Genomic DNA, 25,791 nt, shown 5'->3' on the forward strand with positions numbered 1-25,791 from the left:
GGGGGCACCCATGGTGCCGGCGCGGCAACGCTGTGATACTCAGAGGCGGCGTCGAACGTGAAGGAGAGGCGGTTGCGATGAAGCTCCGTCACGGCCTGGCCGCAGGCGCCGCCGTCGTCATGGCGGTGGGCACCGGACTCGCGGTGCAATCCGGGCAGCCGGCCAAAGCCGTCGGCCCGCCGGCGGACGGCACCTACAACTACAACGAGGCCGGCGTTTCCGGGGTCACCTGGACCATCTCGGCGCTGTGCGATCAGCCGTCCGGAACCCGCAACATGAACGACTACTCCGACCCGATCGTCTTCGCGTTCAACTGCGCGCTGAACATCGTCAGTTCGACGCCCGAGCAGATCAGCGCCGCCGACAAGCTGCAGAACTTCAGCGGCCGCGCGCGGATGTCGAGCATGCTGTGGACGTTCAAGGTGCAAAAGGACAACGGGGTGTCCTGCCCGGGCGGGGGCACCGCGCCCACCACTGAGACCTACGCGTTCAGCGACGAGACCATGAGCGGCACCCACACCACGCTGCACGGCGCGGTGTGCGGGCTGCAGCCGGAGATGAAGAAGCAGCCGTTCTCGCTGCAGATGACCGGTCCGCCGCCCAGCCCGATCGAGCGATACCCGTTGTACTGCAACGGTATTGCGATGTGCTACTGAACCGGTGCGGGGCTAGATCGGCGTGATGTAGGCGATCAGCCACTGCTTGCCGATCTTTTTGAAGTCCACCCGCAGCCGGCTGCCGTCGTAGAGCGGCTGGCGGGACTTGTCGGTCACCGTCCGGTTCATGTACACCATCACCGACGCCGAATCCCGTTGGGCAGACATGACTCCCACGCCGACGACGTTGGCCTGCACCACCACTTCGCGCTTCTTGGCCTCGGGGATGATCTGGTTGTTGACGCTCTTCTGGAACTCGGCGCGATAGTCCGGCGTCAACAACGGGTACGCGGCCGACAGGCTGCGCTCGACGGTCTGGTAGTCGTAGGCGAAGACCTCGGGGATCTCCTTGGCGGCCAGGCCGGGCAGCACCGCGCGCGCCGCCTGCTCACCGCGGGTCTGGACCCGGTCCCAATACATCGCGCCGGCCACCGCGGACAGCCCGACGAACGCCACGGCCAGCAGGTAACCCGCGGCGACGAGCAGCCGGCGCCGCCATCGCATCAATTGCCCCCGTCTGGATACTTCAGGTCGTAGCCGGTCATCCGCCCGGCGTCGTCCTCGTGCACGATCACCCGCAACCGGTACGGCATGGACGGCTTGTTGACCCCGTCGATGTCGGCGACCGTGACCCGCACCGACACCAGCACCGACGCGTTATCGGTAACGGCGTCAACGCCTTCCAGCGCGGCGCCGTTGACGACGGCCTCCGACGTGGCGTTGGTGGAGCGGAACAGCCCCTTGAGGTTCTCGACGTTGTTGTTGGCGCTGAGCATGCCGCGCAGCGGCCCGCTGGTGCCGTTGACGAACCGGTTCACGCTCTCGTCGATGTTGTCCTGCTTGTAGCTGAACATGTTGACCACCGTCTGCGTGGCGGTGTCGACGAAACGCTGGTCGCGGGACTGTTTGGCCTGGGCGTCGCGCTGCTGGACAAACAGCACCGCCACCCCACCGGCCAGCGCCCCCACCGCCAACACGGCCGCCGCGAACGAGATCCACGCCACCAGCGTCCGGTGCGGCTGGCGCCGCGGCGGCGGCTTGAGCGACTTGAGCGTCTTGCCGGATTTGGCCGACGGTTTCGGGGCGGGCGCCGGTGCGGCCACCTCGGTCGCGACGGTCACGGCCTGGGTCGACTCGCTCTTGGCCGGGCCCGCCGCGCGGGAGGCGCGCCGACGAGCACGCGGCCTGCTCGTCGGTTGGTCGGCCGCGGCGGCGTCCGCCCCGGCAGGGTCCATTACCGGCTCCATCACATAGGCCTTGGATCACGCATCAGGTCCACCCAGTTCTCGGCGCCGGAGGTCCCGGTCGCGCCGGCCGCGAAGATACCAGTGCCACCGGCCGGATCGACAAACGCGCCGGTCTTCTCGTCATAGGTGGCGTACGCCGGGCCGCTGGCCTGCGGCTGCCCGCCGGGCGGCGGCCCCCACGGCTTCTCCGGCCCCGGACCCGCCGGCGGCGGATTGATGCCCTCCGGCGGCGCCGGCGGCGGCAGCCACTTGGGGTACGGCAGCTGTGGCGGCACCGGCGGCACCCCCGGCGGCTGCCACGAGGTGAACGGCGGCGGCGGCCCGTTGTCGTTGGGGGGCGGCGGGGCGTAGGCCGGCTGCTTGTTGGGCAGCGGCCCCGGCCCGGGCACCACCCCCGGCGGCGGCGGCCCGACGATCGGCGTGCCGGGGTCGGGCTCGGCATCCGGCGGGATGTACGGGAACTTGTTGGGCGGCAATACGTTCAGCCCGTTGGTGACCGGGGTGTCATAGGGCACCGGCGGGCCGCGCCACGGGTTGCGCCCGATCGGCACATAGCCCTTCGGGTCGCGGCACAGTTGCACCGTCGGGGCGCGTTTGCCGGGGAATTCCTGGCAGGGGTAGTTGCGCGCGCCGCGCACGGTGCTCGGATCGTTCTGCGCGGTCTTGCAGTACATGTCCTTGGGCAGCTCGCGCACCGTCTCGTCGGCGGGGGTGCGCATCAACGGCGGCGGCAGGAACCCGACGGCGCACGGCGGCGGGTCGTTGAGGTCGAGCTTGAAGTCCAGCTTGGCGCCCTCGTCCTGCGGCCCGCCGCCGGCCGCGGTGGTGATCGCGGCGAACAGCGCCGGCAGCACGACCAGCAGCTGCTCGATCGACTTGTGGTAGATGACGCCCACCCGGCCCAGGTTGGCCAGGCTGGCGGCCAGCGCCGGGAAGGAGGGACGGATGCCGGAGAACGCGGTGCTGGCCTCGTCGGTGGCGCCGGGCGCGGTCGCCAGGGTGTCGCGCAGTTGCGGATCGGCTTGCCGCACTTCGGAAGTGAACCGGGCCAGCCCGTCGGACAGCGACTTGATGTCGGCGCCGGCGCGGATCTGGGCCTCCAGGAACGGGCCGGCCTGATCGATCAATTGCGACACCTGCGGATAGTTGGCGTTGGCCTCGTCCACCAGCAGCCGGGCCGACTCGAACAGCCGGGCCAGCTCGGGGCCCGAGCCGTTGGCCGCGATGAACGTCTCGTGCAGCAGCTCCCGCAGCCGGGTGTCGCCCAGGCTGTTGACCAGCGTCTCGGACCGCCGCAACAGCTCGGCCACATCCTGGCCGATCCGGGTGTTCTGCCGCTCGATGCGAGATCCGTTGCGCAGCTTGGTCGATGCCGGCGCGCTCGGGGGCACCAGGTCGATGTACTGCTCGCCCACCGCCGACACGCTCTTGACGGTGGCGGTGACGTTCGACGGGATGGCCGTCTCGCTGTTGAGCCGCATCTGCGCGATCACGCCGTTGGGGCTCAGCCCCACCGACTCGACCCGGCCCACGGCCACGCCGCGGTAGGTGACGTTGGCGTTCTTGTACAGGCCGCCGCCGGCCACGAAATCGGCGCTCACACCGTAGGTTCCGATGCCGAACGTGGCGGGCAGCCGCAGGTAGAAGACCGCCATGACGGTCAGCGTGATGACCGTGATGACGGCGAAGATCGCCAGCTGGATCTTGGTCAGTCTGTCATGCATCGCGTCCGCCCCTTACTGTCCCGAAGCCGTGCCGGGCGGAATCTTGAACGGGTCGGCCGCCTGTCCGGACAGGTTGGCCATCTCGCCGACCAGGAAGTCGGGCGGGTTGAGGATCTCGTTCATGTGGGCCATGTTCGGGTCGAAATACGCCGTGGTGAAGAAGGTTTCGCCGAGCCGGCGCAAGGTGAGGTCGAAGGTGGTGAACACGTTGAGGTAGTCACCGCGCACCGCCTGCTTGATGCCGAAGTTGGGGAACGGGAAGGTCAGCAACAACTGCAGCGAGGTGACGAAATTGCGGCGGTTGTCGTTGAGGGCCTTGACGGCGGCGTACAGGTCCTTGAGGTCGGCGGCGAAGTCCACCTTGGTCTTGGCCAGGATGTGCGAGGTGACGTCGGCCAGTTTGTGCAGCGCGCTGAACGCCTCGACGATGTGGTCCCGGTTTTTGTTGAGCACCCGGATCGCCTCAGGCAGCGTGTCCAGCGCCCGCCCCAGGTTGTCCTTGTCGCGGGCCAGGCTCGCCGAGAACCGGTTCAATCCGTCGACCGCGTCGATGATGTCGTTCACCTGACGGTTGAGCCCCGAGGTCAGCTCGGCCAGCCTGGGCACCAGGTCGACGAACTGGTCCTGGCGGCCCGCGACGGCCCGGTAGGTCTCGTCGGTGATCTCTTCCAGCGCACCGACATTGCCCTTGTTCACCACGACACCGAGCGCCGAGAGCACCTCTTCGGTGGTGGGGTAGCGACCGGTGTTGGCCTCGGCGATCTTCGACCCGTCGGTCAGCCGGCCGACGGCCGGCCTGTCCTTGGGGCGGTTCAGGTCGATGTGCATCGAGCCGAGCAGCGAGGTCTGGGCGACCGTCGCGGTCGAGTTGGCCGGCAGCACCACGTTCTTGTCCAGCGCCAATTTCACTGCCGCATAGAACGATCCGTCGGAGCGCTGTTCGGCTGAAATACCGGCGACGCTGCCGACGGTGACGTCGTCCACCATCACCGGGGAGTTCTGCGGCAGCGTCGCCACGTCCGGCAGTTCGACGGTGATCGAGTAGGCGCCGCTGCCGTGACCGGCGGTGCCGGGCATCGCCAGCGAGTTCAGCCCGCCGAACTGGCAGCCGGCCAGCAGCATGCTGCCCGTCGCCAATCCGCCGGCGCGCAACCACATTCGGCTCATCCGCCACCGCCCAAGTCGGCGCCCAGCCCGCCGGGCGCCTGGCCCGGCGGCGGGCCGGGCCGCGGGCCGAACGCGCTGCCCGGGGCGGGGCCCGGGGCTGGAGCGCCGCCGGCCGGCGCCGGACCGGATTGCGGGGCCGTCGGCACCAGCAGGGCCTGCAGGTCCGCCGGGTTCTGCACGGCCGGCGGGGTCTGGGCGCCCTTGGCGGGAATCCAGGTCAGCTGCGGCACCGGGGTCGCCGACTTGGCCTGGGTCTCCGGGGTGTCGTAGATGATCTGCCCCTTGTAGGCGGTGATCGTGTTGAGCGGGTGGAACATCAGCGGCGGATAGTTCACCGTGAGCCGGCGCAGCACCGGCCCCAACCGCTCGCGGCACAGTTCGGCGCGCTTGTAGTAGTCCGGCGCCCGGGGGCCGCCGGCCGTCTCGAAGGACCCACCGCAGATGAACTGAACCGGGTTGGCGAATTCCGGGATGGACAGCAGCCCGTTGAGCGTGCCCTGCGCGGGGTCGTAGATGTTGTAGAAGTTGGCGATACCCGGACCCGCGACGTGCAGCACCTGCTCGATGTTGTCGCTCTGGTCGCTGAGCGTCTTGGCGAAGTCGTTGAGGTTGTTGACCGTATCGACGATGGTCGAGTTGTTCTCGTGCAGGAACCCGCGGATGTCCGACAGCGCCTTGTTGAGGGTGCCCAGGGTGGTGTCCAGGTGCCGCGAGCTGTCGGCGAGCACCTGCGACACCGAGGCGACGTTGCCGGCGAACTGGACGATCTGTTCGTTGCTGGACGACAGCGCGTTGACCAGTATCTGCAGGTTCTTCACCGTGCCGAAGATGTCGCCGCGCGAATCCCCAAGCCGCCCAGCGGCTTGCGAGAGTTCACGCAGCGCGCTGTGGAACGACTCGCCCTTGCCGTCGAAGGTGTCCGCGGCCTGGTTGATCGCCGCGCCCAACGGTCCCTGCATCGATCCGGCCGTCGGTCCGAGTTGGACGGCCAGCTGGGTCAGCGACTGTTTGACCTCGTCCCACTCCACCGGGACGGCGGTGCGGTCCAGGCCGATGCTGGCGCCGTCGGCCAGCACCGGCCCCCCGGTGTAGGCCGGCGTCAACTGAATGAACCTGGCCGCCACCAGGTTTGGCGACATGATGATGGCCTTGGCGTCCTTGGGCACCTTGACGTCCTGGGACACCGACATGGTGATCTTGACGTCGGTGGGCCGCGGGTCGATCGTGTCGATGGTGCCGACCGGGACGCCGAGGACGCGCACCTGGTCGCCGGGATACAACCCGACCGCCGAGGTGAAGTAGCCGACGATCTTGCGCGTTTTCGCTTGCGACGTCAGCACATACACGCCACCCACCAACACCGCGACCAGCGCGATGATGGTGGTGTAGCGCAGCCCCCTGCTGCCGGCCAACCGCTGCATCATGGTGACTTCGGCCTGATGATCCAGCGTTCCTGAATCAGGCCGCGCAGGTAGTCGGCCAGGCTGGCCGGCATCTTGCCCGGCTGATAGAAGAAGTCGAACATCGTCGCCAGCAGCGGCGCCGGGATGACGCCGTAGACGTTCACGTTGAACCCGGGGCCCGAGCCGACCACCTCGCCCAGCTCGGTGGCGTAGGTGGGCAGCCGCTTGAGGGCCTCGGTGATGTAGTCGCGTCGCTCGTTGAGGTTGGCCAGCACGTCGTTGAGCTTGTTCAGCGCCGGGCCGAATTCCTTGCGGTTGTCGGCGACGAAGCCCGAGATCTGCGCCGACAGGCCTTGAATCCCCGAGATCAGCCGGCCGAGGGCGGCCCGCCGCTCGTCGAGCGCGGCGAACAACTCGTTGCCGTCGTCGACCAGCTTGTTGACCTGTTCGGCGCGCTGGGACAGCACACCGGTGACCGACTTCGCGTGCACCAGCAGGCTTTGCAGCGCCTCGTCGCGGCGGTCCAGGGCGCGCGACAGCGAGGTCACACCGTCCAGCGCACCGCGCAGCTCCGGGGTGGCGTCGTGCAGGGTGTCGGTCAGCACGTGCAGCGCCTGCTCGAACTGGGGCTTGTTCAGGTTGCTGGCGTTGGATCCCAAGTCCTCGAGCGCACCGGCCAGCGTGTAGGGGGTCGTGGTCCGGCTCAGCGGGATGGTGGTGGCCTTGCCGCCGCCGGCCGGGGTCACCGCGATGGAGCGTTCGCCGAGGATGGTGTCGGTGCGGATGGCGGCCAGCGACTGGTCGCCGACGGCCACGTGCCGGTCGACGCTGAAGCTGATCTTGGCGCTGTCGCCGGCCAGGCCGACGTCGGTCACCTTGCCGACCTTGAGGCCCGAAACGTACACGGCGTTACCGGGATTGATGCCGCCGGCGTCGGTGAAGTAGGCGTCGTAGATCTTGCCCTGCGGCCAGAACGGCAATCCGGCGTAACCGAACGCGATGAGCACGACGCACACCACCAGCACCACACCGAAGATGCCGGTGCGCAGTGGATCGCGCTCACGCGGTGCGTTACTTGACAAAAGCGCACCTCCCCTTGCTGGGATCCACCTGGCCGCCGAGCGGCAGCAGGATGTCGCTACCGGCCGGGCCGTTGATCTTGATCGTCACGGAACAGAAGTAGATGTTGAAGAACGAACCATAGGCGCCGAGTGCGGCCAGCCGCAGATAGTCCTCGCCCAGCTGCTCGACGTCGTTGTTCACCTCGGCCTTGCGGTTGTCCAGCTCGGTGGCCAACGGGCGGGTGTTCTCCAGCACGCCTTGCAGCGGCCGGCGCGAATTCTGCAGCAGCTCAGTCAGATCCGTCGTCGTCGAGGCCAACGGCGGGATGGCTCCCGCAATGTCGTCCTTGTGCTTGGCCAGCCCGGTGATCAGCTGCTGCAACTGGTCGACGCTGGCCGAGAACTGTGCGCTGCGCTGGTCGACGGTGGTCAGCACCGTGTTGAGGTTGTTGATCACGTCACCGATGAGCTGATCGCGCTGGCCCAGCGCCGAAGTGAACGCGCTGGTGTCGGCCAGCACGTTGGACAACGCGCCGCCCTGGCCCTGCAGCAGCTGGATGACCGCGCTGCTGATGGTGTTGACCTTGTCGGCGTCCAGGCCCTTGAGCACCGGCCGCAGTCCGCCCAGCAGCGCGTCGAGATCCAGTGCGGGCTGGGTGTGCTGGCTGTTGATGGTCCCGCCCGCCGGCAGCTTGCGCAGCTCGCCGGGGCCCGACGTGATCTCCAGATACCGGTCGCCGACCAGGTTTTCGTAGCGGATCACCGCGCGGGTGGACGAATACAGGGTGTAGCGCTTGTCCACGCCGAAGGTCACGTCGATGGTGTTGTCCCGGTTGAGCTTCACGGCCTCCACCGCACCGACCGGTACACCGGCGATGCGCACCTTCTGGCCGGCCTTCAACCGGGACACGTCGACAAACGTTGCGTGGTAAGTGCTTTCGGGGCCGAACCGGAAGTCGCCGAAGACCACCACCAGTCCGGCCGACACCAACAGCATGGCCGCCGCGAAGATGCTGACCTTGATCACCATCGAGCGGTGCGAGGGCATTCCCGAGCCGGCCATCAGAAGTCGTCCCGTTCCGCGAAGGCGCCGTGGAACAAGAACTGCAGCGTGGAGGGCGCGTCGACCTGCAGTTCGGTGAACGGCTCGTACGGGATGTTGGCGTTGTCGGTGACCAGGAACGGCGCCCGGTAGAACGAGCCGCCGGTCTGCTTGGTCGGGATGTCCGGCAGCCCACGGCAGTTCGGCCCGCCGGAGGCGTTGACGATCGGCAGCGATTCGGGATAGGTGTACGACGGCGCGCCCAGCACGAAGCTGGACGAGGTGAACAGGCCCGCCTTGCGGACGCCGAGCAGCGGGGCGAATTCCTTGATGTCGCGCTCGATGCCGGCGAACAGGCAGCCGAATTCCGGTGAATAGTCGGCGGCCACCTTCAGCGGGGCGCGCACCCGGTTGATGGTGTCGATGAAGTCCTGCTCGGCCGGGGCCAACGTGTCATAGGCGTTGTTCGCCAGGCCGATGGTGGCCAGCAGCGTGGTGTCGAGGTTCTTCTGCTGGTCCACCACGGTCTTGTTGATCGTGGGCAGGTTGTCGAAGACGGTGTTCAGGTCCGGCGCGGCGTCGGCGTAGACGTTGCTGACGACCGCGGTCCTGCGGAAGTCCTCCTGCAACGCCGGCAGCTTCGGATTCGCTTGGCGGGTCAGCGTATTCAGCCCCGACAGGATGCCGCCCAGGTCATCACCGTGGCCGCGCAGGCCTTCGGAGAAGGCGCTCAGCGTTCCGTTGAGTTCGACGGGGTCGATCTTGTGCAGCAGGTCGATCAGCGACTGGAACAAGGTGTTGACCTCCAGCTGCACCGAGGTGGCCGCGACGTGGGCGTCCGGGCGCAGGGAGGTCGGCGAAGGTGTTTGCGGCGGAATGAATTCCACCGCCTTGGCGCCGAAGATGGTGTTGCCGGCGATGTGCACGGTGGCGTTGGACGGGATGAAATGCATGTCCTTGCTGTTGATGCCCAGCGTCAGCCGCGCCTGGTCGCCGGAGTACTCGATGGCCTCGACTTTGCCGATCTGGATGCCGCGGTATTTGACCTTGGCGCCCTGCTCCATCACCAGCCCGGCGCGGGGCGCGGACACGGTGACGGTGTCGATCGGCGCGAAGGCCGCCGTGTACGAAAGATAGGTCAGCACAGCGAAAGCCACCATCAGGCCGGCCAGCACTGCTGCGGCCAGCCGGACGGTGGTGCGTCGCGCTCCTGTGTCTGCCATGTCCCTTGTTAAGCGGTTCTCTTATCCGGAGAGGTTGAAGTTACCCGATGCCCCGTAGACGGCGAGCGAGATGAACAAAGTGATGACGACCACGACAATCAGCGAGGTGCGCACGGCCTGGCCGACGGCGATGCCCACGCCGACCGGGCCGCCGTGCGCGTTGTAGCCGTAATAGGTGTGCACCAGCATGACCGCGATGGACATCACGATGGCCTGCAGGAACGACCACAGCAGGTCCGAGGGGATCAGGAAGGTGTTGAAGTAGTGGTCATAGAGGCCCTTTGACTGCCCGTTGATGTAGACGGTGGTGAAGCGGGCGGCGAAGAACGCGGCCAGCACCGACAGCGAGTACAGCGGAACGATCGCGATCAAGCCGGCGATCAGCCGGGTGGAGACCAGGTAGGACACCGAGTGCACCGCCATGCACTCGACGGCGTCGATCTCCTCGGAGACCCGCATCGCCCCCAACTGCGCCGTGGCGCCGGCGCCGATGGTGGCCGCCAGCGCGATGCCGGCGATCACCGGCGCGACCACCCGCACGTTGAGGAAGGCCGACAAGAACCCGGTCAGCGCCTCGATGCCGATGTTGCCCAGCGACGAATACCCCTGCACGGCGATCACCCCGCCCGAGGCCAGGGTCAAAAAGGCCGCCACCCCCACCGTGCCGCCGATCATCACCAAAGCGCCTGCGCCCATGGTCATCTCGGCGATCAGCCGGATCGTCTCCTTGCGGTACCGGGTGAGCGCGTTGGGCACGTAGCGCATGGTCTGCCCGTAGAACAGCGCCTGCTCGCCGAAGTCGTCGACCGGTTCCTGCAGCCGCGAGAACCACCGCCGAAATCGCAGCGTGGCGTCATAACTCATGGCGTGCCCACCCGTCCCATCACTTCGCCGAGATTCGCACGCCGATGGCGGTCATCACCACATTGATCACGAACAGACAAATGAACGCATAGACAACGGTCTCGTTGACCGCGTTGCCCACCCCCTTGGGCCCGCCCTTGACGGTCAGCCCGCGATAACAGCCCACCATCCCGGCCATCACCCCGAACAGCAGTGCCTTGACCTCGGCCAGCACCAATTCACGCAGACCGGTCAGCACCGTCAGCCCGTTGATGAACGCACCCGGGTTGACGCCCTGCAGAAAGACCGAGAACACATACCCACCGGAAAGCCCGATGGCACAGACCAATCCGTTGAGCAGCAACGCCACCACCGTCGACGCCAGCACCCGGGGCACCACCAGCCGGTGGATCGGGTCGATGCCCAGCACCCGCATCGCGTCGATCTCCTCGCGGATGGTGCGCGCACCCAGATCCGCGCAGATCGCCGTCGCACCCGCGCCGGCCACCACCAGCACCGTCACCACCGGACCCAGCTGCGTGATGGTGCCGAACGCCGTGCCGGCCCCCGAGAGGTCCGCCGCGCCGATCTCGCGCAGCAGGATGTTCAAGGTGAACGCCACCAACACCGTGAACGGGATCGACACCAACAGCGTGGGCACCAGCGACACCCGGGCGATCATCCACGTCTGATCCAAGAACTCGCCGAACTGGAACGGCCGGCGAAACGCCGCCCGGCCGGTATCGATCATCATTTCGAAGAAACCGCCGACGGCGCGGGCGGGGACCGCAAGTTGTTCGATCAACTTGAGTTCCCCCCTCGATAGGTCTCGGCGAAGTCTATGGCTGGCCTTTGCGTCGTTTAGGTTCGCACCCGGGCCGGTGTGAGCCGGATCATATTAACTCAGAACAAGTTCACCATGTCAATGAACAGCATTTCTTTATCCCAACCGTTAATTCAGCAGGTCAGACGCACTTGTCACGTGTCAAACTGACACACGTTCTACCTGCTGATTTCCCCCCGCCGATTAGCTGCCCCCAGCTATTGCTCCATCAGTGCGCTCGCCGAAAAATTGTGCTCGGGATCACGTCCAGCAAAGTAATCCTGCAACGTCGCGCTGAGTTCGGCGGGGTCCCACGCGGGGCCTTGCGCGCTGAATTTGTGCTCGGCGGTCGGCGCAGCGACAAGTGTCACCTGTGGACCGTAGACGATGAACACCTGCCCGTTCACTTCGGCGGCGGCCGGCGACGACAGGAAGGTGACCAGGTTGACCACATGCTCGGGCGACAGCGGGTCGACCCCGCCGGCCGGGACCTCGGGCGCATCGCCGAACACGTCGGCCGTCATCGCGGTGCGCGCCCGGGGGCAGATCGCGTTGGCGCACACGCCGTAGCGGCCCAGCGCGCGGGCGGCCGTCAGGGTCAGCGAGATGATGCCGGCCTTGGCGGCGCCGTAGTTCGCCTGCCCGACCGGGCCGACCAGGCCGGCCTCCGACGCGGTGTTGACGATGCGGCCGAAGATCCGGCCGCCGGCCTCCTTGGCCCTCGAGCGCCAGTAGGCGGCGGCGTTGCGGGTCAGCAGGAAGTGGCCGCGCAGGTGCACGGCGATGACCAGGTCCCACTCCTCGTCGGACATGTTGAACAGCATCCGGTCGCGGGTGATGCCGGCGTTGTTCACCACGATGTCCAGCCCGCCCAGCCCGTCGGCCTGAGCAACCAATTCGTCGGCGGTGGCGCGTTCGCTGATGTCGCCGGCCACCGCGACGGCCTTGGAGCCGGCGGCGTTGATCTCGTCGATGACGTCGGAGGCGTCCAGCGCGGTGGCGATGTCGTTGACGACGACGGTCGCGCCCAGGCGTGCCAGCCCGAGCGCCTCGGCGCGTCCCAGGCCCGCGGCCGCACCGGTGACCACCGCGACCTTTCCGGACAGATCGGTCGCGTTCGTGCTGCTAGTCAATTTATGAATACCTCTAGTTTCTGTGTTCCGCCCGGTTCAGTCGCCGCGCGACAGCGCCGCGCGCGGGCATTCGGCGATCGCCTGCTCGGCCAACTGCTCCTGATCGGCGGGAATCGGGTCCAGCTTCACCACGGCGTAGTCCTCGTCGTCGAGGTCGAAGATATCTGGGGCAATTCCCAAGCACACTGCGTTACCTTCGCACCGGTCACGGTCCACGATCACCCGCACAGCACCCTCCTTGAACCTGGCCTTCGAACTGAGGACACGCCTCATCAGTATGTAGGTCCACCATAGGACCCCGACACCTCTGGGGAAACGGTCGCTGGATTCCCAGACTAGAACGTGTTACAACCGGGAAGACGAACGGGTAGCCGTTGGTCGAGCCGCAACACGCGACGTGGCTTGTCACTCCGAACGACGTTGACCTCAAGGACGGCCGAAATGCGCATCAGTTATACCCCGGAGCAGGAGGACCTGCGTCGCGAGCTGAGGTCGTACTTCACCAAGCTGATGACGCCCGAGCGCCGCGAGGCGCTGAGCTCGACGCAGGGCGAATACGGGGTCGGCAACGTCTACCGCGAAACCGTCGCCCAGATGGGCAAGGACGGCTGGCTGACCCTGAACTGGCCCAAGGAGTACGGCGGCCAGGACCGCTCCCCGATGGACTCGCTGATCTTCACCGACGAGGCCGCCATCGCCGGCGCGCCGGTGCCGTTCCTGACGATCAACAGCGTGGCGCCGACGATCATGGCGTTCGGCACCGACGAGCAGAAGAAGTACTTCCTGCCCAAGATCGCCGCGGGCGAGCTGCACTTCTCCATCGGCTACTCCGAACCGGGCGCCGGCACCGACCTGGCCAACCTGCGCACCACCGCGGTGCGCGACGGCGACGACTATGTGATCAACGGCCAGAAGATGTGGACCAGCCTGATCGCCTACGCCGACTGGGTGTGGCTGGCGGTGCGCACCAACCCCGAGGCCAAGAAGCACCGCGGCATCTCGATGCTGGTGGTGCCCACCACCGCGGAGGGTTTCTCCTGGACGCCGGTGCACACCATGGCCGGCCCCGACACCAGCGCCACCTATTACTCCGACGTGCGGGTGCCGGTGACCAACCTGGTCGGCGAGGAGAACGGCGGCTGGAAGCTGGTGACCAACCAGCTCAACCACGAGCGCGTCGCGCTGGTCTCGCCGGCGCCGATCTATTTGGCGCTGCGCGAGGTGCGGGAATGGGCGCAGAACACCAAGGACGCCAGCGGCGCCCGGCTCATCGACTCCGAGTGGGTGCAGATCAACCTGGCCCGGGTGCACGCCAAGGCCGAGGTGCTCAAGCTGATCAACTGGGAGCTGGCCTCCTCCGACGGCCACGCCCTGGGGCCGGCCGACGCCTCGGCGGCCAAGGTGTACGGCACCGAGCTGGCCACCGAGGCCTACCGGCTGCTGATGGAGGTGCTGGGTACCGGGGCCACCGTCCGTCAGGACTCCCCCGGCGCCCTGCTGCGCGGCCGGGTGGAGCGGATGCACCGGGCGTGTTTGATCCTGACCTTCGGCGGCGGCACCAACGAGGTGCAGCGCGACATCATCGGCATGGTCGCGCTGGGACTGCCCCGCAACCGCTGAGCCGCATCTGCAGACAAGGACGGACGTTCATGGACTTCACCACCACCGAAGCGGCGCACGATCTCGGCAACCTGGTCGACACCATCGTGGACTCGGTCTGCACACCCGAACACCAGCGCGAGCTCGACGGCCTCGATCAGCGCTTCGACCGCGACCTGTGGGCCAAGCTGATCGACGCCGGCATCCTGTCCAGCGCGTCGGCGACATCGCTGGGCGGCGACGGCTTCGGCGCGCTCGAGCAGATCGCGATCCTGGTGGCACTGGGTCACCAGCTGGCCGCGGTGCCCTACCTGGAGTCGGTGGTGCTGGGGGCCGGGGCGCTGGCCCGGTTCGGCACCGAGGAGCTGCAGCAGGGCTGGGGCGTGCCGGCGGTCAGCGGCGAAAAGACGCTGACCGTCGCCCTCGACCCGGAGATGGGCGAGGGACCGGTGCAGGCGGTCAGCGCCGGCGCCGGCTACCGGCTGACCGGCACCCGCACCCAGGTCGGCTTCGGCCCGGTCGCGGACGCCTTCCTGGTTCCCGCCGAAACCGATTCCGGGACAGCGGTTTTCCTGGTTGCCGCCGACGACCCGGGCGTCACGGTGACCGCGCTGGAGACCACCGGCCTGGGCAGCGTCGGGCATCTGGCGCTGGACGGGACCCAGGTGGACGGCACCCGCCAGGTCGGAGGCGCCGAGGTCGCGGCCTGGCTGGGCACGCTGGGCACCTTGGGGCGGGCCGCTTTCCAGCTCGGGGTGCTCGAGCGCGGCCTGCAGATGACGGCCGAATACGCCCGCACCCGTGAGCAATTCGACCGCCCGATCGGCAGCTTCCAGGCGGTGTCGCAGCGGCTGGCCGACGGCTACATCGACGTCAAGGGCTTGCGCCTGACGCTCACCCAGGCCGCCTGGCGGGTCTCGGAGGACCTGCCGGCCGAGGTCGACGTCGCCACCGCGGCGTTCTGGGCCGCCGACGCCGGGCATCGGGTGGCGCACACCATCGTGCACGTGCACGGCGGAGTCGGCGTCGACACCGATCACCCGGTGCACCGCTACTTCCTGGCCGCCAAACAGGCCGAGTTCGCGCTGGGCGGCGCCACCGGGCAGCTGCGCCGGATCGGCCGCGAGCTGGCGGAGACGCCCGCCTAGGCGCAATGGAACTCAGCGACGATCTGACGGTCACCGAACTGCTGGTGCCGCTGACCGAGATCGACGATCGGGGTGTCTACTTCGAGGACTCGTTCACCAGCTGGCGCGATCACCTGCAGCACGGTGCCGCGATCGCCGCGGCGTTGCGGGCGCGGCTCGACCCGGCCCGCCCGCCGCACGTCGGCGTGCTTCTGGAGAACACCCCGTTCTTCTCGGCGGTGCTGGTGGCGGCGGGAATGTCGGGGATCGTGCCGGTGGGGCTCAACCCGGTGCGCCGCGGCGATGCGCTGCGGCGCGACATCGCCAGGGCCGACTGCCAATTGGTGCTGGCCGACGCGAATTCGGCTGGGACGCTGGGCGATATCGAGCACCTGAACGTCGACTCCGCCGCATGGGCCGACGAGGTGGCCGCGCACCGCGGCGCCCCGATCGTTTTTCGATCCGCCTCGCCGGCCGACCTGTTCATGCTGATCTTCACCTCGGGCACCAGCGGCGAGCCGAAGGCGGTCAAGTGCAGCCACGGCAAGGCCGCCATCGCCGGCGTGACCATGACGCAGCGCTTCGGCCTGGGCCGCGACGACGTCTGCTACGTGTCGATGCCGCTGTTCCATTCCAACGCGGTGCTGGTCGGCTGGGCGGTGGCCGCGGCCTGCCAGGGCTCGATGGCGTTGCGGCGCAAGTTCAGTGCCTCGGGATTTTTGCCGGACGTGCGCCGCTACGGGGCCACCTACGCGAACTACGTGGGCAAGCCGCTGTCTTACGTGCTGGCCACGCCGGAGCGGCCCGACGACGCCCAGAACCCGCTGCGCGCGGTGTACGGCAACGAGGGCGTGCCCGCCGACATCGAGCGCTTCGCCCGCCGGTTCGGGTGCGTCGTGCAGGACGGGTTCGGCTCCACCGAGGGCGGCGTGGCCATCGCCCGCACCCCCGACACGCCGCCCGGCTCGCTGGGCCCGTTGCCGGCGGGTATCGACATCGTCGATCCCGATACCGGCGCGTCCTGCCCCCCGGGGGTGGTCGGCGAGCTGGTGAACACCGCCGGGCCGGGGCGTTTCGAGGGCTACTACAACGACGAGGCCGCCGAGGCCGAACGGATGGCCGGCGGGGTGTACCACAGCGGCGATCTCGCCTACCGCGACGAGGCCGGCTACGCGTATTTCGCTGGGCGCCTTGGTGATTGGATGCGGGTCGACGGCGAAAACCTGGGCGCCGCACCCATCGAGCGGGTGCTGCTGCGCCATCCCGACGTCACCGAGGTGGCGGTGTACCCGGTGCCGGACCCGACGGTTGGCGACCAGGTGATGGCCGCGCTGGTGCTCGCACCGGGCGCCGAGTTCGACGACGAGAAGTTCCGCGCCTTCCTGGCCGAACAACCCGACCTGGGGCCCAAGCAGTGGCCGTCGTACGTGCGGATCAGCACCGAACTCCCGCGGACGGTCACATTCAAGGTGCTCAAGCGGCAGTTGGCCGCCCAGGGCGTCGACTGCGGTGACCCGGTGTGGAAGATCGGCCGCTGACGCGGCGGCGCCGAATACGCTTCGGCCGCAACGAGAAAGGGCTCGGACGGATGACGAAGGTGCACAAGCTCATCGCCGGTTCGCTACTGGTCGGGTCGCTGGCCGGCGGCCTCGGGCTGGGCGCCGGCCGCGCCGCGGCCGACCCACCCCCGCCGCCTCCGATGCCGCCGCCCCCGCCGCTGGTATGGGCGCCGCCGACGCCGGAATCCGAACCGCCGGAAGCTCCTCCCGCCGCCGAGCTCCCACCGCCGCCGTCGGGCTAGCGGTCGCCGGCGGCCGCACTGTGCGACACTGCATGAACGTGCCGCCGACACGAGGAGACGCGATGGTTGCTGCGCCGGCCCCATGCTCCGGCGGCATCGTCACGCGAGCCGACACCGGAAGCGGCGCATGACTTCACGTCCTCTCGAACTGGCGCTCGAGGCCAGCTTCGACCAGCTTGCCGCGACGGTGCCGGCGAAGGTCGGGGTGGCCGTCGCCCGCCCGGACCGCACGTTCTCCCTGGGCAGCTGGTGGTCGGGGGTGGCGTGGTCGACGATCAAGGTGCCGCTGGCGATCGCGGCCCTGCGCAAGGACTGGCTGGGTGCCCGCGAATTGGCCACCAAGGCCGTCACCGAATCCGACAACCGCGCCTCCGAGCAGTTGTGGTCGCAACTGGGCGAACCGGCCGAGGCGGCGCGGCAGGTCCAGGCCGTGGTGGCCGAGGGCGGCGACACCGCGACGGTGGTGGAGTCCCGCCGGCTTCGCCGTGGCTTCACCGCTTTCGGTCAGACCCAGTGGAGCCTGCAGCGCCAGGCGCGGTTCGCCGCGGAGCTGTCGACCATCCCGGACGCGGCCGAGGTGATCGACATGATGCAGCGCCTCAGCCCTACCCAGCGGTGGGGGCTGGCCGCCAAAGGGCTTGCCGCCAAGGGGGGTTGGGGCCCCGGCGGCCGCGGTGAATACCTGGTCCGGCAGTTCGGCGTCGTCCCCACCCCGACGGGAAACTGGGGGGTGGCGCTGGCGGCGGATACCCACGACGGCGTGTTCGAGACCGGGGTCGACGTGCTCGACACGTTGACCGACTGGCTGCTCAGCCGGCTACCCAGCCTAGCCCGCTATTGAGGGCACCACGGCATCGATCAGGTGCGGCCCCGGTTCGGCGAGGGCGGCGCGCAGCGCGTCGGCGAATTCCTCCGCGGTGCTGACCCGCCGGGCCGGCACGCCCATGCCTTCGCTGATCTTCACGAAATCCATTGCGGGATCCGACAAATCGAGCAGGGAAAGCGCTTCGGGCCCGGGGGCCGATCCGGCGCCGACGCGTTGCAGCTCGATGCGCAGGATGTCGTAGGCACTGTTGTCGTACAGCACGGTGGTCACGTTGAGGTTCTCCCGGGCCTGGGTCCACAATCCCGAGATCGTGTACATCGCCGAGCCGTCGGATTCCAGGCAGAGCACCGGACGATCCGGGGCGGCGACGGCGGCACCGACCGCGGCCGGAATGCCGTAGCCGATCGCCCCGCCGGTCAGGGTCAGCCAGTCGTGCGCCGGCGCGCCGGCGGTCGCCTGTGCCAGCAGCACGCCGGAGGTGTTCGACTCGTCGACGACGATCGCCCGTTCCGGCAGCAGCGCCCCGATCACGTCGGCCGCCGATGCCGACGTCAGCGGGCCCGTCGGCAAGGCCGGGCGCGACGCCGCCGCCACCGGCGCCGGCGTCCCGGGCGCGAGCTGATCCGCCAAGGCGCTCAACGCATCCGCCGCGCCGGTGTGCCCGGCGAGCACGTGCACCTCGCAACCGGCGGGCACCAGATCGCTCGGCATGCCCGGGTAGGCGAAGAACGACACCGGCGACTTGGCGCCGGCCAACACCAGATGCTTGGAGCCGTCCAGCTGGGCGGCGGCGGCTTCGGCGAAATAGGCGAGCCGCTCGACGGCGGGGATGCCGGCGCCGCGCTCCATCCGGGTGGGGAAGGTTTCGCACAGCACCCGGGCGCCGGTGGCCGCGGCGATCCGGGCGGCCGCGGCCAGCCCGGCGCGGCGGGTAGCGTCGCCGCCCACCAGGATCACCGTCGGCTCCCCCGAGCGCAGTACCTCGACCACCTCCGGCGCCAGCAGCGGGTCGGCACCCGCCGGCCGCGCGTCCATGGTGGAGAACAGCTGCGCGCCGTCGGACCAGGACACGTCGGCGGGCAGGATCAGCGTGGAGATCTGCGATCCCCACCGGCTGGCGGCGATGCCCTCGACGGCGTCGGCCGAAACCTGGGAGGCGTCGCTGGTCCGGCGCACCCATCCCGAGACGCTGCCGGCGAGCGCGTCGATGTCGGATTCCAGTGGGGCGTCGTACTTTTTGTGGTAGGTGGCGTGATCGCCGACGACCACCACCATCGGCACCCGCGCGCGGCGGGCGTTGTGCAGGTTGGCCAGCCCGTTGCCCAACCCGGGGCCCAGATGCAGCAGCACCGCGGCCGGCCGATCGGCGATGCGGGCGTACCCGTCGGCCGCGCCGGTGGCCACGCCCTCGAACAGCGCCAGCACGCCGCGCATCCGCGGAACGCTGTCCAGCGCCGCGACGAAGTGCATTTCCGACGTGCCCGGGTTGGCGAAACACACGTCGACGCCGCCGTCGACCAGGGTCCGGATCAGCGCCTGAGCACCGTTCACGTGGCTGCCTCCAGTCTGAACACCCGCTCGGCGTTGCCGTGCAGGAAATCCCGCCGGGCCTCGTCGGACAGCCCGAGTCCGTCCAGTCCCGCCAGCGCGTGCTCGGCGGTGATCATCGGATAGTTGGTGCCGAACAACACTTTTCGCTGCCCGGTCCCGGTTTTCATGAACCTGACGAGTTCGTCCGGCAACCGCTCGATGGTGTAGGCCGAGGTGTCGATGTAGACGTTCTCGTGCTTGCGGGCCACCGCGACCATCTCCTCGGTCCACGGGTAGCCGACGTGGCCGCAGACGATCACCAGCTCCGGGAAGTCCAGGGCCACCTGGTCGATGTAGGGAATCGGGCGGCCGGTCTCCGACGGCCGCAGCGGGCCGGTGTGCCCGACCTGGGTGCAGAACGGCACTCCGGCCTCCACGCACGCGGCGAACAGCGGGTAGTAGCGGCGATCGGTGGGCGGGGCGTTCCACAGCCACGGCACCACCCGCAGGCCGACGAATCCGCCGTCGGCGATCCGGCGTCGCAGCTCGCGGACGGCTTCCATCGGGCGGTCCAGGTCGACGGCGGCCAGGCCGGCGAACCGATTCGGGTGCGCGGCGACCCATTGCGCCACCTCGTCGTTGGACACCAGATCCTGCCCGTTGGGACCGCGCCAGGCGCTGAGCAGCCCGTAGCGCACGCCGGCGGCGTCCATCGACGCCAGGGTCGCCTCGATGGGGATGTCGGTGTCGGGGATCGACCCGCCGGTCCAGCGCCGCAGCGAGGCCAGCATGTCGCTGCGCAGGAACCTGACGGTGGGATGCTGCATCCACACATCGATCGTCATGCGACCCGACTCTAGACCGGGGTCATGCGGCCAGCGCGGCGCGGGCCGCGGCGTCCGTCTGGCCCGCGTAGCCGCCGCCGAACAGCACCACGTGCGCCAGCAGCGGATAGAGCTGGTGCAGCCCAATCCGGTTGCGCCAGCCCGGTTTCAGCGCTCGCACCTGTTGGTAGCCGGCCAGCACGGCGTCGTAGTGCGGGCAGCCGAACAGCGCCAGCATCGCCAGGTCGGTTTCGCGGTGCCCGCCGTGCGCGGCCGGGTCGATCAACACCACGCCGTCGGGCGTCCACATCACGTTGCCGCTCCACAGGTCGCCGTGCAGCCGGGCGGGACCGTCGTCGTCGTCGAAGTCACCGGCCCGGCAGCGGGCCGCCACGGCGCCGATCGCGTCGCGGGTGGAGGCCGCCAGCCTCGGCGCGGCGCGCTCGGCCATCGGCACCAGCCGCTCCTCGGCGTAGAAGCTGCCCCAATGCCGGTGCCGCCGCAGCGACATCGGCAACGGCTGCGACAGCGGCCCGAAGTATCCCGGCCCGTCCCATCCGTCGGGGCCCGCCCCGAACGCGGCCGCGCCGGCGTCATGCGTGACGGCCAGCCGGCGGCCGAACTCGTGCGCCGCGTCCCGGCCGGCGGGCACCGACTGCAGCCGGCGCAGGGTCAGGCTGGTCGCGTCGACCGCCACCACCCGGGCGCAGGGCACGCCGCCGTCGACGCTCGACAGCCAGCGCAACCCGGCGGCCTCCCACCCGAAGAAGCCCTCGGGGGGCCGGGGGTGCTGCTTGACGAAATCGGTCACCCAGCCGGATCAGGCGGAGACGTGGGCGGCGTGCACGTCATCGGCCGGGCGGGCCTCGGTCTGCTCCTTGGCCCAGCGGTAGTCGGGCTTGCCCGCCGGCGACCGCTTCACCTCATCGACCAGCCAAAGACTACGCGGCACTTTGTATCCCGCGATCTCCGAACGCACGAAGCGGTCCAACTCGGCCAGCGACGGCCGGGTCCCCGGCCGGGGCTGCACCACGGCGGCCACATGCTGGCCGTACCGGGGATCGGGCACGCCGACCACCAGCGCGTCGAACACGTCGGGATGCCCCTTGAGCGCGCCCTCGACCTCTTCGGGGTAGATCTTCTCGCCGCCGCTGTTGATCGACACCGAGCCGCGGCCCAGCATGGTGACCGTGCCGTCCTCCTCGACCAGTGCGTAGTCGCCGGGGATGGCGTAGCGCACGCCGTTGAACGTCTTGAACGTCTCGGCGGTCTTCTTCTCGTCCTTGTAGTAGCCGACCGGGATGTTGCCCTTCTTGGCGATCAGCCCGCGCACACCGGAGCCCGGCTTGACCTCGTTGCCCTCCTCGTCGAGCACCACGGTGCGGTGGTCGATCGTCACCCGCGGCCCGCCGGCGTGCGGCGCGTCCTTGGAGACGATGCTGGTGCCGCCGAACCCGGTCTCCGAGGAGCCGATCGAGTCGGTGATGACCCGGTTGGGCAGCAACTCGAGCAGGCGCTCCTTGATGCTCGGCGAGAACAGGGCCGCGGTGCTGGCCAGCAGGAACAACGACGACAGGTCGTAGTCGTGGTCCTTGTTCAACGCGTCCAGCAGCGGGCGGGCCATCGCGTCGCCGGTGAAGAACAGCAGGTTGACCTTGTGCTCGTGGATGGTGCGCCACACCTCGTCGGCGTTGAATTCCGGTGCCAGCACCGTGGTTTGGCCGGAGAAGATCGACATCCAGGTGGCCGACTGGGTGGCGCCGTGGATCATCGGCGGAATCGGGTAGCGGATCATCGGCGGATTTTCGGCGGCGGCCTTGGCCAAGTCGTACTCGTCCTTGACGAATTCGCCTGTGGCGAAGTCGGTTCCGCCGAACAGCACCCGGTAGATGTCCTCGTGGCGCCACATCACGCCCTTCGGGAACCCGGTGGTGCCGCCGGTGTAGAGCAGGTAGATGTCGTCGGCGCTGCGCGGGCCGAAATCCCGCTCGGGCGAGCCCTTTTCCAGCGCCGAGTAGAACTCGACGCCGCCGTAGCGCTGGTAGTCCTTGTCGCTGCCGTCCTCGACGACCAGGATGGTCTTGACGTTGGGGGTGTCGGGCAGCACGTTGGCCACCCGGTCGGAGTACTGGCGCTCGTGGACCAGCGCCACCATGTCGGAGTTGTCGAACAGGTAGCGCAGCTCGCCCTCGACGTAGCGGTAGTTGACGTTGACCAGGATGGCGCCCGCCTTGACGATGCCGAGCATGGCAATGACGATCTCGTTGCGGTTGCGGCAGTACAGCCCGACCTTGTCGTCCTTCTTCACCCCCTGGTCGAGCAGGTAGTGGGCGAGGCGGTTGGCCTTCTCCTCCAGCTCGGCATAGGTCAGCTTCTCGTCGCCGCAGATCAGGGCGACACGGTCGGGCACAGCGTCGATGGCGTGCTCTGCAAGATCGGCAATATTCAGGGCCACGGCCACCAAATTAGAACGTGTTACATTTCGAGGCAAGCTCATGCCCGATGTCGAGTGAGAGGCGGTACCCGTGGCCGAGGCGTCAGCAAACGAAAAAACCGGTCCCGACGCGCTGGTCGAGCAGCGCGGTCACACCCTCATCGTGACGCTGAACCGGCCGCACGCGCGCAACGCGCTGAGCACCGAAATGATGGAGATCATGGTGCAGGCCTGGGACCGCGTCGACAACGACGACGACATCCGCTGCTGCATCCTGACCGGCGCCGGTGGCTACTTCTGCGCCGGCATGGACCTCAAGGCGGCGACCAAGAAACCGCCGGGCGAATCCTTCAAGGACGGCAGCTACGACCCGTCGCGAATCGATGCCCTGCTGAAGGGCCGGCGGCTGACCAAGCCGTTGATCGCGGCCGTCGAGGGCCCCGCGATCGCCGGCGGCACCGAGATCCTGCAGGGCACCGACATCCGGGTGGCCGGCGAGAGCGCCAAGTTCGGCATCTCGGAGGCCAAGTGGAGCCTGTACCCGATGGGCGGCTCGGCGGTGCGACTGGTGCGCCAGATCCCCTACACGGTGGCCTGCGACCTGCTGCTGACCGGACGGCACATCACCGCCGCCGAGGCCAAGGAGATGGGGCTGATCGGGCACGTCGTCCCCGACGGACAGGCGCTGGCCAAGGCCCTCGAGATCGCCGAGGTGATCGAGAACAACGGGCCGCTGGCCGTGCAGGCGATCCTGCGGGCGATCCGCGAGACCGAGGGCATGCACGAGAACGAGGCGTTCAAGATCGACACGCAGATCGGCATCAAGGTGTTCCTGTCCGAGGACGCCAAGGAAGGCCCGCGCGCATTCGCCGAGAAGCGCAAACCCAACTTCCAAAACCGCTAGCCCGGTCGGGTCGCTCGGCGCGCGGGGCGCCTTCTTGGCGTGCGCCCGGCTTCCTCTTCTCGCCGAGCGTGTACCTACTGCGACTTTCGGGCCCGATTTTCGCGCTCAGTGCACGCTCGGCACGCTTGTCGGGGTTCCCCGGCACACTCCTGCCATGGCGGAGCCTTTCATCGGAAGCGAGGCCGTCGCGTCCGGCCTGGTGACCCCGTACGCGCTGCGGAGCCGGTTCGTCAGGGTCCATCCCGACGTGTACGTCCCGGCCGGCACCGCGCTGTCCGCCGGACTGCGCGCCCGATCGGCCTGGTTGTGGTCTCGTCGGCGCGGCGTCGTCGCGGGCAGATCCGCGGCCGCCCTGTACGGCACGAAATGGATCGACGACCGCGCCCCCGCCCAGCTGCTGTACCCGTACCGCCGCCCGCCGGATGGCATCCAGACGTGGTCGGACCGGCTGGTCGGTGACGAAATCCAGACGATCGGAGGCATGCCGGTGACGACGCCCGCACGGACGGCTCTCGACATCGCCTGCCGCTCCCCCGTCGACAAGGCCGTCGCCGCGATCGACGCGCTGGCGCGCGCAACCGAGCTGAAGGTGTTGGAGATCGAGTTGCTCGCCGATCGCTACCGGGGCCGCCGCGGCATCAGCCGTGCCCGCAGCGTGCTGCCGCTTGTCGACGCGGGCGCGGAGTCTCCCCGGGAAACGTGGCTGCGGCTTCTCCTGCTCCGCGCGGGTTTCCCGCGGCCGCGCACGCAGCTACCGGTTCGCCAATACGGTGCGCTGATCGCCTGTCTCGACATGGGCTGGGAGGACATCAAACTGGCGGTCGAGTACGACGGCGACCAACACCGCACCGACCGAAGACAATTCACCAAGGACATTCGGCGCGCGGAGGTGCTCGCCGAGTTGGGGTGGACGGTCGTCCGGGTCACGGCCGAGGACACGCCCGCCGGCATCATCGCCCGGGTGTCGACGGCCTGGACGCGCCGAACGTGCACTGGCAGCGAAAAACCGGCCCGAAATTCGCGGTGAGTACACGCTCGGGGAGGGGCGGCGCTCGGGAAGCCAGCGGAGCTCGCGGAGCCAGCGGAGCTCGCGGAGCCAGCGGAGCTAGCGGAGCTAGCGCAGCCCACCGAGCCCGCCGAGCCCGCGGAGCCGACCGGGCCCGCTCAGCGCAGCAGCGGCGCGCTCGGGGTGAACACCACCGGCATCGCCTCCAGGCCGCTGACGAAGTTCGCCGGCCGCAGCGGCAGATCGCCGTCGTCGGCCAGCCGCAGGTCCGGCAGCCGCTTGAGCACCCGCTCGGTCATCATCGACAGCTCGAGACGGGCCAGCTGGTTGCCCAGGCAGAAGTGAGTGCCGAAGCCGAAAGCCATGTGGCTGTTCGGGTTTCGCCGGATGTCGAAGCTGTCCGGGTCGTCGAACACCGACTCGTCGAAGTTGCCCGACTCGAACAGCAGCATGATCTTCTCCCCGGCCCGCAGCTCGGTGCCGTGGAATTCGGTGTCGGCGGTCAGGGTGCGGCACATGTTCTTGACCGGCGACGTCCAGCGCAGCATCTCCTCGATGGCGCCCGGCAGCAGCGACGGGTCGCGCACCAGCGCGTCCCACTGGTCGCGGTGGCGCAGCAGCTGTTCGGTGCCGCCGGACAGCGTGTGCCGGGTGGTCTCGTCGCCACCGATCAGGATCAGCAGCGTCTCCATGACGATCTCGTCGTCGGACATCCGCTGCCCCTCGACCTCGGCGTTCACCAGGATGGAGAACAGGTCGTCGGTGGGCTCGGCCCGCCGCTTGGCGATGATGTCCATGGTGAAGGCGGTGTAGGCGGCGAAAGCGTCCATCACCGTTTGGAATTCGGCCGACGTGGGGTCGATGTGCGAACTCAGGCCGCACACCAGGTCGTCGGACCACTTCAGCAGCATGCCGCGTTCGGTGGGCAGCACGCCCAGCATGTCGCCGATCACCGCCATCGGCAGCGGGGCGGCGATGTCGCGGACGAAGTCACATTCGCCGCGCTCACACACCGCGTCGATCAGGGTGTCGCACAACGTGCCGATGGACGGCTCCTTCTCCTTCACCCGCTTGCGGGTGAACCCGGCATTGACGAGCTTGCGCCGCAACAGATGTGCGGGATCGTCCATGTCGATCATGTAGGGCATGCCGGGCTGGTCGGGACGGATGCCGCCGGTGGAAGAGAACAGCTCCGGATTGCGCTCGGCGTCCTGGATGGCCTGATAGGTGGTGGCGCCGGCCAACCCGTTGCGATCCCGGAACACCGGCTGGTTGGCGCGCATCCAGCGATACGCCTCGCGCGACGCGCGCCGGTCGGCGTAGAAATTTCCGTCGGCCAGATCGATGTTCGCGATCGCTTCCGGGATGGTCGAAGTCATCTACAGCCTCCAAATGTTGACGAAAGGATTACAGTAACC

Annotated in this window: 25 protein-coding genes; 8 read left to right on the forward strand and 17 right to left on the reverse strand. The window is 68.7% G+C overall.

Features of this window, described 5'->3' with window-relative positions:
- The first annotated feature begins 77 nt into the window (after nucleotides 1-77).
- Nucleotides 78-656, forward strand: a complete 579-nt coding sequence (locus H7I87_RS06260) for a hypothetical protein (protein WP_009974845.1) — start codon at nucleotides 78-80, stop codon at nucleotides 654-656.
- 12 nt (nucleotides 657-668) lie between these two features.
- Here the strand turns inward: H7I87_RS06260 and H7I87_RS06265 are convergent, their stop codons facing one another.
- The 12 genes from H7I87_RS06265 to H7I87_RS06320 form a co-directional block, all read right to left on the reverse strand.
- A complete protein-coding gene (locus tag H7I87_RS06265) occupies nucleotides 669-1,160 on the reverse strand; it encodes a mammalian cell entry protein (RefSeq protein WP_009974843.1) in 492 nt (163 codons plus the stop codon).
- The gene (locus H7I87_RS06270; protein ID WP_011723691.1) at nucleotides 1,160-1,891 is read right to left on the reverse strand and encodes an Rv1363c family protein; all 732 of its coding nucleotides are present in this window, start codon (nucleotides 1,889-1,891) and stop codon (nucleotides 1,160-1,162) included. The genes H7I87_RS06265 and H7I87_RS06270 overlap by 1 nt, the downstream gene beginning before the upstream one ends.
- Nucleotides 1,892-1,902: 11 nt before the next feature.
- On the reverse strand, nucleotides 1,903-3,627 hold the full coding sequence (locus H7I87_RS06275) for a virulence factor Mce family protein (protein ID WP_003875728.1): 1,725 nt from the start codon (nucleotides 3,625-3,627) through the stop codon (nucleotides 1,903-1,905).
- Between the two features lie 12 nt (nucleotides 3,628-3,639).
- A complete protein-coding gene (locus H7I87_RS06280; protein ID WP_009974841.1) occupies nucleotides 3,640-4,794 on the reverse strand; it encodes an MCE family protein in 1,155 nt (384 codons plus the stop codon).
- The gene (locus H7I87_RS06285; RefSeq protein ID WP_009974839.1) at nucleotides 4,791-6,218 is read right to left on the reverse strand and encodes a virulence factor Mce family protein; all 1,428 of its coding nucleotides are present in this window, start codon (nucleotides 6,216-6,218) and stop codon (nucleotides 4,791-4,793) included. Before H7I87_RS06285 ends, H7I87_RS06280 begins: the two co-directional genes overlap by 4 nt.
- The gene (locus H7I87_RS06290; protein WP_011723689.1) at nucleotides 6,215-7,279 is read right to left on the reverse strand and encodes a virulence factor Mce family protein; all 1,065 of its coding nucleotides are present in this window, start codon (nucleotides 7,277-7,279) and stop codon (nucleotides 6,215-6,217) included. The genes H7I87_RS06285 and H7I87_RS06290 overlap by 4 nt, the downstream gene beginning before the upstream one ends.
- Complete coding sequence (locus H7I87_RS06295) at nucleotides 7,269-8,321, reverse strand: virulence factor Mce family protein (protein WP_011723688.1); 1,053 nt, start codon at nucleotides 8,319-8,321, stop codon at nucleotides 7,269-7,271. Before H7I87_RS06295 ends, H7I87_RS06290 begins: the two co-directional genes overlap by 11 nt.
- A complete protein-coding gene (locus H7I87_RS06300; protein ID WP_063966948.1) occupies nucleotides 8,321-9,523 on the reverse strand; it encodes a virulence factor Mce family protein in 1,203 nt (400 codons plus the stop codon). The genes H7I87_RS06295 and H7I87_RS06300 overlap by 1 nt, the downstream gene beginning before the upstream one ends.
- 21 nt (nucleotides 9,524-9,544) lie before the next feature.
- A complete protein-coding gene (locus H7I87_RS06305; protein WP_003875719.1) occupies nucleotides 9,545-10,387 on the reverse strand; it encodes an MlaE family ABC transporter permease in 843 nt (280 codons plus the stop codon).
- A gap of 19 nt (nucleotides 10,388-10,406) precedes the next feature.
- On the reverse strand, nucleotides 10,407-11,171 hold the full coding sequence (locus tag H7I87_RS06310) for an MlaE family ABC transporter permease (RefSeq protein WP_003875718.1): 765 nt from the start codon (nucleotides 11,169-11,171) through the stop codon (nucleotides 10,407-10,409).
- Nucleotides 11,172-11,407: 236 nt separating this feature from the next.
- Nucleotides 11,408-12,322 (reverse strand): 3-oxoacyl-ACP reductase, encoded by a 915-nt coding sequence (locus H7I87_RS06315; RefSeq protein ID WP_003875717.1) that lies wholly within the window; start codon nucleotides 12,320-12,322, stop codon nucleotides 11,408-11,410.
- A 36-nt stretch (nucleotides 12,323-12,358) separates the two neighbouring features.
- Nucleotides 12,359-12,550 (reverse strand): ferredoxin, encoded by a 192-nt coding sequence (locus tag H7I87_RS06320; RefSeq protein ID WP_003877155.1) that lies wholly within the window; start codon nucleotides 12,548-12,550, stop codon nucleotides 12,359-12,361.
- Between the two features lie 213 nt (nucleotides 12,551-12,763).
- Between H7I87_RS06320 and H7I87_RS06325 the strand changes: the two genes are divergently transcribed.
- The 5 genes from H7I87_RS06325 (at nucleotide 12,764) to H7I87_RS06345 (ending at nucleotide 17,690) form a co-directional block, all read left to right on the forward strand.
- Nucleotides 12,764-13,942 (forward strand): acyl-CoA dehydrogenase, encoded by a 1,179-nt coding sequence (locus tag H7I87_RS06325; RefSeq protein ID WP_009974832.1) that lies wholly within the window; start codon nucleotides 12,764-12,766, stop codon nucleotides 13,940-13,942.
- A 29-nt stretch (nucleotides 13,943-13,971) separates the two neighbouring features.
- Nucleotides 13,972-15,069, forward strand: a complete 1,098-nt coding sequence (locus tag H7I87_RS06330; RefSeq protein WP_011723685.1) for an acyl-CoA dehydrogenase family protein — start codon at nucleotides 13,972-13,974, stop codon at nucleotides 15,067-15,069.
- A gap of 5 nt (nucleotides 15,070-15,074) precedes the next feature.
- On the forward strand, nucleotides 15,075-16,586 hold the full coding sequence (gene fadD17 / locus H7I87_RS06335) for a long-chain-fatty-acid--CoA ligase FadD17 (RefSeq protein ID WP_011723684.1): 1,512 nt from the start codon (nucleotides 15,075-15,077) through the stop codon (nucleotides 16,584-16,586).
- Between the two features lie 50 nt (nucleotides 16,587-16,636).
- The gene (locus tag H7I87_RS06340; RefSeq protein ID WP_031348127.1) at nucleotides 16,637-16,849 is read left to right on the forward strand and encodes a hypothetical protein; all 213 of its coding nucleotides are present in this window, start codon (nucleotides 16,637-16,639) and stop codon (nucleotides 16,847-16,849) included.
- Between the two features lie 127 nt (nucleotides 16,850-16,976).
- On the forward strand, nucleotides 16,977-17,690 hold the full coding sequence (locus H7I87_RS06345; RefSeq protein ID WP_009974825.1) for a serine hydrolase: 714 nt from the start codon (nucleotides 16,977-16,979) through the stop codon (nucleotides 17,688-17,690).
- Here the strand turns inward: H7I87_RS06345 and H7I87_RS06350 are convergent.
- From H7I87_RS06350 to H7I87_RS06365, 4 genes are read right to left on the reverse strand one after another with little or no spacing between them, the layout of a single operon-like run.
- A complete protein-coding gene (locus H7I87_RS06350) occupies nucleotides 17,676-19,226 on the reverse strand; it encodes an acetolactate synthase large subunit (protein ID WP_023869803.1) in 1,551 nt (516 codons plus the stop codon). The genes H7I87_RS06345 and H7I87_RS06350 overlap by 15 nt on opposite strands.
- On the reverse strand, nucleotides 19,223-20,050 hold the full coding sequence (locus H7I87_RS06355; protein WP_023864166.1) for an amidohydrolase family protein: 828 nt from the start codon (nucleotides 20,048-20,050) through the stop codon (nucleotides 19,223-19,225). The genes H7I87_RS06350 and H7I87_RS06355 overlap by 4 nt, the downstream gene beginning before the upstream one ends.
- Before the next feature lie 22 nt (nucleotides 20,051-20,072).
- Nucleotides 20,073-20,840, reverse strand: coding sequence for a fructosamine kinase family protein (locus H7I87_RS06360; RefSeq protein ID WP_009974821.1), 768 nt, complete (start codon nucleotides 20,838-20,840; stop codon nucleotides 20,073-20,075).
- 9 nt (nucleotides 20,841-20,849) lie between these two features.
- Nucleotides 20,850-22,490 (reverse strand): acyl-CoA synthetase, encoded by a 1,641-nt coding sequence (locus H7I87_RS06365; RefSeq protein WP_033713106.1) that lies wholly within the window; start codon nucleotides 22,488-22,490, stop codon nucleotides 20,850-20,852.
- Nucleotides 22,491-22,554: 64 nt separating this feature from the next.
- On the opposite strand from H7I87_RS06365, the gene H7I87_RS06370 reads away from it, so the two are divergent.
- Nucleotides 22,555-23,367, forward strand: coding sequence for a crotonase/enoyl-CoA hydratase family protein (locus H7I87_RS06370; protein ID WP_003875706.1), 813 nt, complete (start codon nucleotides 22,555-22,557; stop codon nucleotides 23,365-23,367).
- A 154-nt stretch (nucleotides 23,368-23,521) separates the two neighbouring features.
- Nucleotides 23,522-24,394 carry a type IV toxin-antitoxin system AbiEi family antitoxin gene (locus tag H7I87_RS06375; RefSeq protein ID WP_023864168.1) on the forward strand — a complete coding sequence of 291 codons (873 nt, stop codon included), beginning with the start codon at nucleotides 23,522-23,524 and terminating at the stop codon, nucleotides 24,392-24,394.
- 137 nt (nucleotides 24,395-24,531) lie between these two features.
- Here the strand turns inward: H7I87_RS06375 and H7I87_RS06380 are convergent, their stop codons facing one another.
- Nucleotides 24,532-25,752, reverse strand: coding sequence for a cytochrome P450 (locus H7I87_RS06380; protein WP_003875704.1), 1,221 nt, complete (start codon nucleotides 25,750-25,752; stop codon nucleotides 24,532-24,534).
- Between the last annotated feature and the right edge of the window lie 39 nt (nucleotides 25,753-25,791).

The organism is Mycobacterium timonense (genome assembly GCF_025821985.1).
Taxonomy (GTDB): domain Bacteria; phylum Actinomycetota; class Actinomycetes; order Mycobacteriales; family Mycobacteriaceae; genus Mycobacterium; species Mycobacterium avium.